The 10,632-nt window shown below is 65.0% G+C and carries 9 protein-coding genes and 1 pseudogene; all 10 read right to left on the reverse strand.

Annotated features, from left to right (window positions below; all coding sequences use genetic code 11):
- A partial coding sequence (locus ABWY06_RS18845; RefSeq protein WP_353927114.1) for a glycosyltransferase occupies window positions 1-191 on the reverse strand: 191 nt, incomplete at its 3' end.
- A gap of 82 nt (window positions 192-273) precedes the next feature.
- On the reverse strand, window positions 274-1,710 hold the full coding sequence (locus ABWY06_RS18850; protein WP_353927115.1) for an undecaprenyl-phosphate glucose phosphotransferase: 1,437 nt from the start codon (window positions 1,708-1,710) through the stop codon (window positions 274-276).
- A gap of 275 nt (window positions 1,711-1,985) precedes the next feature.
- Window positions 1,986-2,795 carry an acyltransferase gene (locus ABWY06_RS18855; protein WP_353927116.1) on the reverse strand — a complete coding sequence of 270 codons (810 nt, stop codon included), beginning with the start codon at window positions 2,793-2,795 and terminating at the stop codon, window positions 1,986-1,988.
- A 144-nt stretch (window positions 2,796-2,939) separates the two neighbouring features.
- The gene (locus ABWY06_RS18860; protein ID WP_353927117.1) at window positions 2,940-4,058 is read right to left on the reverse strand and encodes a glycosyltransferase family 4 protein; all 1,119 of its coding nucleotides are present in this window, start codon (window positions 4,056-4,058) and stop codon (window positions 2,940-2,942) included.
- On the reverse strand, window positions 4,049-5,266 hold the full coding sequence (locus ABWY06_RS18865) for a glycosyltransferase family 4 protein (protein ID WP_353927118.1): 1,218 nt from the start codon (window positions 5,264-5,266) through the stop codon (window positions 4,049-4,051). The genes ABWY06_RS18860 and ABWY06_RS18865 overlap by 10 nt, the downstream gene beginning before the upstream one ends.
- Before the next feature lie 52 nt (window positions 5,267-5,318).
- On the reverse strand, window positions 5,319-6,659 hold the full coding sequence (locus ABWY06_RS18870) for a cellulase family glycosylhydrolase (RefSeq protein WP_353927119.1): 1,341 nt from the start codon (window positions 6,657-6,659) through the stop codon (window positions 5,319-5,321).
- On the reverse strand, window positions 6,649-7,446 hold the full coding sequence (locus ABWY06_RS18875; RefSeq protein WP_353927120.1) for a glycosyltransferase family protein: 798 nt from the start codon (window positions 7,444-7,446) through the stop codon (window positions 6,649-6,651). The genes ABWY06_RS18870 and ABWY06_RS18875 overlap by 11 nt, the downstream gene beginning before the upstream one ends.
- The gene (locus ABWY06_RS18880) at window positions 7,446-9,437 is read right to left on the reverse strand and encodes a GumC domain-containing protein (RefSeq protein WP_353927121.1); all 1,992 of its coding nucleotides are present in this window, start codon (window positions 9,435-9,437) and stop codon (window positions 7,446-7,448) included. The genes ABWY06_RS18875 and ABWY06_RS18880 overlap by 1 nt, the downstream gene beginning before the upstream one ends.
- A gap of 1 nt (window position 9,438) precedes the next feature.
- Entirely contained in the window at window positions 9,439-10,230 is a 792-nt protein-coding gene (locus tag ABWY06_RS18885; protein WP_353927122.1) for a polysaccharide biosynthesis/export family protein, read from the reverse strand.
- 31 nt (window positions 10,231-10,261) lie between these two features.
- Window positions 10,262-10,632 (reverse strand): annotated as a pseudogene (locus ABWY06_RS18890) (glycosyltransferase family 2 protein); the annotation flags it as partial.

Raw genomic sequence — 10,632 nt, forward strand, 5'->3', positions numbered from 1 at the left:
TTGAAGCGGGCGGCGGGGATGACCTCGACCCGGGCGCCGAAGGCGCGCAGGCGCGCCACGCTGTCGTCGCTGGAGCTGCTGTCGACCACCAGGAACTCGTCAGGCTGCAGGGTCTGGGCGGCGAGGGCGGGCAGCTGGGCGTCCAGGCAGGGCCCGGCGTTGCGCGTGGGGATGATCAGGGCGGTGCTCATCGGCGCCACGCTCCTGCGCGCCCTGCTGGGTTAACGGCGCTCCAGTGGGGGCCGGCATTGCTTCCCCTCATATACGGCATACTCAATAGGCCTCCTGGCTTAGCAACACGGCCGGCACGGTGCGAAACAGTATGTACAGGTCAAACCACACCGACCACTGTTCGATGTACTCCAGGTCCAGCTCGACGCGCCGTTCGATTTTTTCCAGGGTGTCGGTTTCGCCGCGATAGCCGTTGACCTGGGCCCAGCCGGTGATGCCCGGCTTGACCCGATGGCGGGCGGTGTACTCCTCCACGGCTTCCTCGAACAGGATGCCCGCGGCCTTGGTGGCCGTGGCATGGGGCCGGGGGCCGACCATGGACATGCTGCCCAGCAGCACGTTCACCAACTGCGGCAGCTCATCGAGGCTGGTCTTGCGGATAAACCGCCCGACCCGGGTGATGCGCACGTCGCCGCGGGTGGTTTGCAGTTCGGCGGTGGCATCGCTCTGGTGCTGGTGCATGGAGCGAAACTTGAACACCTCGATCAGGCGGTTGTTGTAACCAAAGCGCTTCTGCCGGAACAGCACCGGGCCGGGGGAGTCGAGTTTGATCGCCAGCGCCACCAGCAGCATCAATGGCAGCAGCAGGATCAGCGTCAGGCTGGCCAGCAGCAGGTCCTCGAGGCGCTTGAACAGCGGTGACCAACCGCGCAGCGGCACTTCCGAGGCATTGAACATCGGCAGGCTGGCCACTTCGGTGATGCGGTTGTGCGCGTGCCGGAAAGCGACCATGTCGGGCACCAGCAGCACATTGACCGGCAGTTTGCGCAAGCGCCGGATAATCTGGTCGATGCGCGTCTCCGCCGACCAGGGCAGTGCGACCAGCACCTGGGAGACCTTTTCCTCGCGGATCAGCCGCTCCAAGTCCTGGCAGTTACCCAGTACCGGCAACCCATTCAGATGATCGGGTGTGCGTGCCAGCCGGTCATCGATGAAGCCTATGACGCCACAGCGAATATCCCGGTGGGCCTTGAGGTATTCGGCCAAATGCAGGCCGTTATCGGTGCCGCCGAGGATGACCGCGTTGTTGAGAAAGCGCCCGCGGCGCATCAGCTGTTGAAAAACGTACAACAGCAACAGGCGTTCGGCACCGAACAGCAGCAGGCTGACGAAAAACCAGATGGCCAGCTGCAGGTTGCTGGCGTACAGCAGCAAGCCCAGCCCCCGGTGCATAAACAACAGCAGGCAGAAGGCGGCGGACCAGGCGACGACCATGATGCGAAAGCGCAGGCGATTGCTGAAGAAGGCTTCCGAATAGACGTCCAGGGCTTGAAACAACACGGTGACCAGCAAGGCAAAAAACATCAGTACGAACAGGTAGCTGTTGGTCTGCGCCACCGAGCTTTCGGGCACGTAGGCCAGCAACAACAGCCCGGGCAGGACCGCGGTGCAGCCATGAACGATACGTGCCGCTGCCAGCAGGTACTCATTGAGTCCCGAGCGGGTCAGTAAAAGGCTGTCGACATGGCTCAAGCGCATGCGGGACTCCTCTGTCATGAACGGATCAGACAGGTCAAATAAATGGCGGCGATTTGTCAGCAAGAAATGTCAATTTAATGACTTTGTTGCGTATTTTTATTTTTGCGTCAAAAACTTGTCGATTATGCGGATTTTATGATGGCATTTCAATGCCAGCTGGCTCGCTTGATTGTCCTCTCGTCGGTGCATGACCGCCGCCTTACCCGGCATACACCACTAGACAACAAGGCAGCAAGCATCGTGCCACGCCGGTGGACTAACGCGGTGGGTGCCGCTCAGTGCAGCAGCGTGAACAGCCCCTTGCCGCCCACCCGGTAGTTCAGCCCCTGGACCCGTTCGCCCATGGGTTTGGCGCCGCTGCCGCCGACGATCTTGTACGGCGCGACAGCCTTGTTGACCAGCGTATTGGCGGTGACCACGGCGCCATAGCCGATATGGGCACCGTGGGCGAGCAGGGCGCGGCTGGCGATCCAGGCGTAATCCTCGATGCGCAGGGCCGCGCCGATCGACCAGAACTCCGCGGCCTGCAGGTCGTGGCCGCCGGCGATGATCAGCACGTGGGAGGCGATGGTCACATGGTCGCCGATGATCAGCCCAGCGCGGGCGTCGAGTTGGCAATGCCAGCCGACCACGCTGTCTTCGCCGATGCGCAGGTTCTCGATACCGATGACCTCGGTGTTGCGCCAGATCGTCGAGTCCTTGCCGATCCTGGCACCGCCCAGGCGCAACCAGGCCAGTCGCATATGGTGGCTGGGAATCTTGTTGATCAGGATGTTGTAGGTCTGTTCCCAGGCGCGCAGCCAGCGGTCCTTGAAGGTTTCCCAGTTCAGTCCGTAGAGCGGCACGATAGTGCTGGGGATCTCGTCGCGCAGCAGCGCGTAGAAGCGCCGGGCCAACGGCTGCTCGATGCGTCGTTCGATATTCACGCAGGCGATGCTGAACCGCGGACCCTCCTCGAACAGGATGTCGTGGTTGAGCATGTAGGCAAACGCGCTGTGCAGGCTGGCCTGGCTGCAACCGAGGCGCTCGGCATAATCCAGCAAGCGTTCGCGCAGTTCGGTGGAATGAAAAATGCGGTGTTTCATGGCAGGGCTTCCTTGCGGGGGGGGAGTTCAGGAAAAGGGCGGACGCATCCTCAGCGGGCGGGTCAAGGCGTAGCGGTTGCCGGCCGAGGTCCATCTGCATGCCGAACGACGAGCCGAAACACAGGTCGCAGGCAACCACGCGGATCAGACCCATGGACAGCTCATCGGCTCGGCCAGCAGCGTTTGCAGGCGATTACGGTAGGCGGGCTCGCTGTACTGGCTGGCCCACTGGCGCAGCTGTTGGCGACTCTCCACCTGGCGGTGCGCGGCCAGCTGCGCCATCAGCAAGCTCATGCGTGCGCTGTCGTGGGGGTCGAATCGCGGGGTCGCCGGTGGCGCCACTTCCTCCAGTGCCGAGCCGCGGGCGACCGCCACGGGTATTCCCAGGCTAAGGGCTTCGACCACCGGCAGGCCAAAACCTTCGGCATAAGAAGGGTGCCAAAGGCGTTCGCTGGCCTGGTACAGGGCCTTGAGCTGACCCTCACTCAAGTGCTGGCGAAAATGCAGGCCCGGCCGCTGCCGCAGGTCGACAGGCAGGTCCGTGGCCGAGCCCACCAGCACCAGCTCAGGTACCGCCGCGCTGCTCTGGCGGGCCTGGCACCAGGCAGCGACGAAACGGGCCATGTTCTTGCGTGGCTCACGGGTACCGACCGCCAGCCAGAAGCGTTCCGGCAACGCCAGGCCGTCGGGCTGCGCCTCAGTGGCGGTGAAGTCGACCACCCGGTTGGGCAGCACTCGGACCTTGCCCGCGGCCCAGGGGAACAGGCGCTTGAGCTCGGCCGCAGTAAAGCCGGACGGTGTCCAGATGCGGTCGGCGCGCCATACCGAATAGCCGATGGAGAGGCGGTCGAGCAGTCGGTAGGCCCAGGCGACGTAACCTGAGCGATGGCGGTTGTGCTCGGTGAGCTGGAACAGGTCGTGCAACAGCAGGGCGTAACAGATATCGGCCGGTTTAGGGCCCAGCGGCAGGCCCATGTTGGCCGTGGCGATATACAACTGGATACGTGTCTGGCGCAGTACTCGCGGCAGAAAGCGGCCTTCGAAGCGCAGCCGCACATGAGGCCGATGCAGACCGTTCAGCGGGCTGGCCCAGGGTGGGCAAAAGGCCTGGTGACGCTGCGGGTGGTCCAGCGGCGCCTCGCTGAACAGCCGCAGCTGAATGTCCGCACGCGCGTCCAGCGCCTCCTGCAGGGCTTTTACCTGGCGCCCGATGCCGCACTGCGGCGCACAGGTGACGGGGCGATAATCCAGGCCTACGCGCATGGCATCACCCTCCGTTCGGGCGGCGCCAGGCGCTGGTAGACCTGTTCGAGCTGGGCCGCCGCGGTCGGCCAGTCGTGGTGCTGGCGCACGTAAGCACGTCCGGCCTCGCCGAGGCGGTGGGCGGTCGGGTGCTGGCTCAGCAGCAGCTCCAATGCCGCGGCCAGCTGCTGCGCCGTGTCCGCAGCACGGTACTCATGACCGTTGCGCAGGCGCAGGCCGGAGACGCCCTGTGCGGTGCTGACCAAGGGCAAGCCACCGGCTAACGCCTCGAGGACCTTGAGTTTCGAGCCGCCGCCGTGGCGCAGTGGTGCGAGAAACACCGCGCAGCGGCCTTGCAGTTCGCTCAGGGTGGGTACAAAGCCCAACCACTCGATGCGTGGATCCGGCCAGCGCGTTGGCCAGTCGGCGGGCAGGGCGTAGCCGGCCACGGCAAAGCGGGCGTGCGGGCAGCGCCGCCAGAGCCGCGGGAAAATACTGTTCAGGGCCCAGGCTACGGCGTCCCGGTTGGGCGCGTATTCATAGTTGCCGACGAACAGCACACGCTGGCTGCGCGGGTCGGCTTGTACGGACGCAAAAGCCTGGCAGTCCACCCCATTGACCACCACCTGCGGTGGACGGGTGGTAAGGGGCGCCATGCGCGCGCCATCCTCCTCGGTCACCGCCACCACCAGACTGGCGCGCCCCAGCACCTGGCGCTCCCAGCGGCGCGCGCGCCACTGGTCGAAGCGGGTAAAGGGCAGCGACCAGCGTGGAAACCGACTGTAGGTGGCCGCGCCCAGGTCCGATTCGAGATTATGTTCGGTCAGCAGAAACGGTAGGGCGGCCTGCGCCAGCGGCTCGGCGAACGGCTGGAAGCTGTAGCTGTGCTCGATCTGCACGGCATCCCAGGGTTCCTGCAGCAAGGCGGCGAAGGTGGTTTGCAACGAAGGCGCCAGGCCATTGATGCTGGCCATCAGCGGCCAGGGGGCGCAGAGCCCACCGAGCACTGTCAGGGGGTGGCGCAGGGGCCGCCGAGGCAGCACGATCAGGCGTTCCAGCAGCGGCTCGAGGGTGGCGCGAGTGGTGTCGTCGAGCTGATCCTTGGTTTGCACCAACAGGGTAATGCGATGGCCTCGGGCGGCCAGACAGCGCAACAGGTGGTATTGACGCGTCTTGCCGCCACTGGTGGTTGGCCATGGCAGGTAGGGCAGGGTCCAGAGAATACGCATAACAATCCTTGTTTAGCCGATTCAGGGGGCGGAGGTGGCCATGGGGCTCAGGTCATTTCGGGTTGCTCCACACCAGCAGTTGCAGGGTCGGTTTGGCGAGCACCTGGACCCCCTCGGCGCGGTCGAGGCGCTGGCTGGTGCCGGTCATCGGGTCGTAAAGCCGGGCGGACTTGATCAGCGGCAAGTGCATCTGTCCGCCGGCGGCCGACCAGAACATCCAGAGACGGCTGCCGTCGTCGCGGCTCCAGGGGATGCTCAGCAGGTCCGTCGGCGGTTGCTGCACGTTCGGCGGGTTGCCGGGGACCAGGCGCGGGCCGGTGGTTCTGAGGAAGTTGCGCAGCGCGGTATAGGCCGGCTTCGGTGCACCCTGCAGGTCGAGCAAGCCGTAGTGACGGTCGCGTGGCGTGGCCCGCTGATCCAGGTCGGAGAGGGCGAACATAAAGGCTTTGTCATAGTCCAGCGCGCTCATCAGGGCAACGCGCCGCAGCAGGTAGTCGGCCTGGCCGCTCTGCCCGATGATCTCCTGCATCTCCCGGGGGCCAGGGTAGCTTGACCAGCCCCATTCAGTGGCCCAGATATTGGGCATGCCATTCTCGTGCAGCCAGGCATTAAGCTGTCTGGCGTGCACGATGAAGTCCCGGTCCGCGGGGGTATCACCCTCGGGCTTTTCGGTATAGGGGTGGTAGGCCGCAATGGTGCCGAGATCCGACAGCCCGAGGCTGTCCAGCGCCTGCAGCATCAAGCCACCGAGCACCGGCATCTGGCTGTAGTAAGCCATGCCGCCGACCACCACTGGCTTGTCCGGATTGATCGCCCGCAACGCCCGGACGCTGGCTTGCAGCAGGCGGTAATAGGCCGGAGGGTCCTCGTACGGGCTCCAGAAGGACGGCAGGTTTTCCTCGTTCCATACCTGCCAGGCGCTTACCGAGGGGTAACGGGTCGACAGCTGGGCCATGCGGTTGGCGAACACCTCGGGGTCCCGTGGCGGATACTGGTCGGGGTTGGGCGCCCCCGGCGGCGCGCTGGAGATGAAGGACGGCGAGCCGACCAGGTAGAGCAGGGATTTCAGGCCCTGGCTCGCCATGGCATTGACCACGCCATCCAACTCGCCGAGGAGGTATTGCCCCTCCTGCGGTTCGTGCCGGTCCCAGTGCAGGTCGACTCGCACCCATTCCAGGCCCAGTTCCCGGTAACGGGTCATCTGGCGTTGGTACTGCTCCGGCGGGAACCAGAGGAAATGTGCATTGACCCCCAGGAAGTCCTTCCAGACCACCGGGCGGGGTGCTTGCAGGTTCAAGGGTTCGGCTTCGGCCGTTCGACTCCAGGGCAGCGTGGAGAAGGTGGTCAACAAAGCCAGCAGGGGAATAAACAACCAGGGGAATTTACGCAACATCATCACGCTCCTGTACTACACGGAAAAACAGGCGACGCAACCGCTTGGCGGCAGCCTCCCAGGTGCGTGCACGACCCAGGGTCGCGGTTTGTTCTGCCCATTCCTGGGCGCGATAAGGGTGGTTGGCCAGGTTGCCCGGGCCCTTTGACAGGGCGTTGGTCGTCCCGTGGGGATACCACGGTCCGTTACCGGGGGCCACTGCTACGGCCAGGGTAATGGCCTTCGAAGTGATGGCTATACGTCCGCCGGCGGTGGTCATGGGCCAGGTCCGGCAAGTGCCACATCGGGCACCGGGCAGATTGAGTGAGTTCGATTGCTGGCAAACCCGCGCCATCGGAGGATGGGCTAGGATGACCTGCGGTGTGTCCTTGGCTATGGGGGCAGGTTGCCAATCGACGAGGTCGCTCAGTTGCAGACGATTCAGTCGTGCTCGCAAGACTTCACGGTAGTAGCTGGATAAGGTGCAAGCTACGATATTCGACGACCCGTCAGTCAGGCTGAAGCGAAGCCAAGCGCTCAAAAATGGCCGTTTCAGCAGGGTCGATGGCCGCGCAGGGTGGGCCAGCCGATGGCAATCGCGTAGGACGATAAAACCGAACCACAGGGAGTGAATCGGCGGCAAAGGCGTCAGTGGCGCGGCTGGCAGGGCGAGATTGCGTTGTGCTATCAGACTCTCCTGGCGATCGGCGCCCACCCTCGTCAGCGCTCCCCGACGATGCAGGCCAGCGGCCAGCCGCCGTTCGTCGCGACGGGTCCGCGGGGCGCCCGGCAGGACGGCGAATGGCATCAGTGCGCCCCCCGCCAGCGGCTCAGGCGCTGCAGCAGTGCTTCGGGAATATCGAAACGGCGCCGATTGAGAATAAGCCCGTCGACCCGCTTGAAGGCCATGGTCAGGATGGCCAGGCTGTGTTCGACCATCGGCACGGTGCTGCGCTGGGCTTCGACCACCAATACGATCAGGTCGGCGCGCCGCAGCTGCAACAGCGCGTCCTCACGGGTCAACAGCGCCGCCGCGTCCAGCAGCACCACCTCGCCCGGCGCCGCGGGCGCCGGTGCGTCCAGCCGGACCCGATGGCCGCGGGCTTCGAGCAGGCGGCGCAGGTGCATCAGCACAAAACTGACCCCCTCGCCGGGGCGGGCGCTGCTCAGCCCCAGCGTCAGGCCGTCGCGGGCCAGTTGCTCCAGGGGCAACTGGCCGTAGAGGCGGTAGAGCGCCGCGGTGAACGCCTGGCTGGTCCGGTTCGGTGATGTGCCGAGGTCCGGCAAAGTAGTCCACAGTGGCACCTTGAACCGCGCCTCGACACGGGCACCGTCGTGCACCCGCTGATCCAGCAGGTAACACAGGTACAGCACCAGCAGGCCGACGGCCAGGCTGAGCGGCAAGGCCAGCAGCAACAGGTTCAGGCTTTTGGGAAAGACCCGGCTGGGATTGAAGGTAGCCTGCTCGATCTGGGCGATATTGCTGATCTGGCTGCTGTCGAGCTCGCGGTCGATACGGGCTTTTTCCAGGCTGTCGGTGTAGAGGGCGAAACTCTGTTCGGCGGCCTGCAGCTGCAGGCTCGTGCGGCTCAGCCCGGGCTCATCGTTAAGGACCCGGGTGCGTTCCCCGCGCAGCTGTGCCAATTGTTGCTGATGCTCCTGCAACTGACCCTGCAATTGTCGTTCGCGCAATTCGGCATCCAGGGTCTGCTGGCGCAGGCTGACCGCCAGGCTATTGGGCGTCAGGTTCTGCGAGCGTTCCAGCCGCTGGCTTTCCTGGTCGATCAGGGCCTGCAGCGACTGGATATTCCGGTCCAGCTGCTTGACCGGGCCGGCGTCCGGCAAGAAGGTGCCGAGCAGGCGGCTGCGCTCGAGCTTGAGGCCATTGAGCTTGAGCTTCAGGTCGAGCTGGTTGGGGTTGAGGCTGACCTCGCGCTCGCTGACCACTTCGAGGGGTTGGCGCTTGAGCTGGCTACGGGCGTCGAGCAGGAAGCTGCGCAGCCCCGCCAATTCGTTGAGCGTTTCGCTGCGTGCATCGTTCAGTCGATTGATCTGTTGCGTCAGGTTGGCCAGGCGTTCCTCGACGCTGATGCTGTCGATCTTGGCCAGGCGTCCTTGCAGGGTTTTTTTCAGGGCGAGGATCTGCGTCGAGACCTTCTGCGTCTCACCTTCGTAGAACGCGTAGAGACTTTTGCGGCTCAGGGCCCGGGTGCGCTCCTGCAGGTAGGCCTCGACCCAGGTCTCCAGCACCTGTTGGGCGATCACCGGGTCATCCCAGGTGAAGCTGACCTCCATGACCGACGAGCCGGCTTCGTGGCTGACCGAGAAATTTTTTTCCAGGCGTTTGGCCAGGCGTTCAACCTCGGTCTGCGCTTCCACCAGCCCCAGGCCCTCGGCCAGTTGGCGCGCGACTTCCAGGACCGCGCCGGTGCCGCGCTTGAGTTGGAACTTCAGGCCCTGCCAGAAGCCCTGCGGGCGGTAGGCGGCCACCCGCTCCAGGTAACGCTCGGCGACCCAGCGCACGATCGGCCGACCGGTGAGCATCTTCTCCTCATCGACTATGGGGTCGCGCTGGGTGCTGGGGGCGATCAGTGCCTGGCGATTGCTGACCTCGATCGGTAGTGTGGCGTTCTCGCGGCCCGCTTTGACCAGCAGGCGCGCATTGGATTCGTAGCGGGTCGGCAACAGAAAGGCGCCCAGTATCACCACCAGCAAGGTGGCCATGACGGCGTACTTGAATTCCGTTCTGTAAAGGAAAAACAGGCGCAGCAGGTCGCGCAGGGAGCGGATCTCGAGCATGTCACGGCGTTCCGACAGGGTTGATGGGCGTCAGCTGAGTGTCGTTGTCGATGTCCGGGTCGTTGAGGTCGTAGTTGAAGCCAACGCCAATGCCCTTGTTGATCGGGATCAGGCGGGTGACGTACATGTCCACGGCCTCCACCGCATTGCCCAAGCCGGATTTGGGCACGTAGAGGATGTCGCCCCGTTGCAGGCGCACCAAGGGCCGGTCCGGGGTGCGCAAGAGGGCGGCGAAGTCGAAGAAATACACCTGGTACTTGCCGTCGCCGCCCGGTCGCAGCAACGCCACATTGCGGCTGTCGGCGCTGGGCAATACGCCGCCCGCGCCGATCAGGGCCTGTTCGACGCTGGTCGGCCCGGCCAGTTCGAACAAGGCGGGGTTGGCCACCGCGCCACCGATAAAGACCCGGTTGCTGGGGGCGATGGCGATATTGACCGTGGTGTTCGGCTCGCGGTAGAGCTGGCGCCGTTTGTCGGTGATTTCCCGCGCCAGGTCCTCGGGCGTGCGGCCGTCGGCCTTGATCAGGCCGAGATGCGGCAGGGAGAAGTAACCGTCGGGGCGTACCACGAACAGGCTCATGTCGTCCTGCTCGTTGGGCTCCTGGGCATCGCGGACGATGCGCAGCGTGTCGCCGGCCTGCACCCGTACCTCGGCCGGCGGCAGGTCGGCCAGGCCGCGAATGGCCCGGTGCCGCGCGTCCAGGCTCTGGTCGTCCGGCAGCGCTACGGTGGCCGGTGTGCTGCAGGCGTTCAGGCACAGTGTCAGCAGGCTGCAGAAAACAAGGCGGATCATGCTCAGGTCCCTTGAATGATCGTACATGGCGTCAGGCCCAATAGCCTGGGTACAGGCTGATACGGCGTTTCAGCCGGCGCGGCAGGTGCCGTTCGAGGTGGCCGAGGCGGTAGCCCAGCAGTTTCAGGGCGTTGCGCAGCAGCACTTCGGGCAGCCGCGACCAGGCGCCGGCCTGGCGCAACGCCGCTACTTCGGCCTGGACGAAACGCCGGCCTTCGCCACCGGCGCGGCCAAAGGCCTGGCCGATCCAGGCTTCACGGCCGTAGAAGACGCCGATGTCGAAATAGCGGCGAAATTCCGCCAGCAGCGGGTAATCGTGGGAGTGGTGCACCTGGGCGTCGGCGGCGTAGCGCACGGCCCAGCCGGCGAGCAGCAGGCGGGCGGCGACATAGGCGTCCTCGC

The sequence above is a fragment of the Pseudomonas sp. genome (genome assembly GCF_040514055.1).
In the GTDB taxonomy this organism is placed as follows: domain Bacteria; phylum Pseudomonadota; class Gammaproteobacteria; order Pseudomonadales; family Pseudomonadaceae; genus Aquipseudomonas.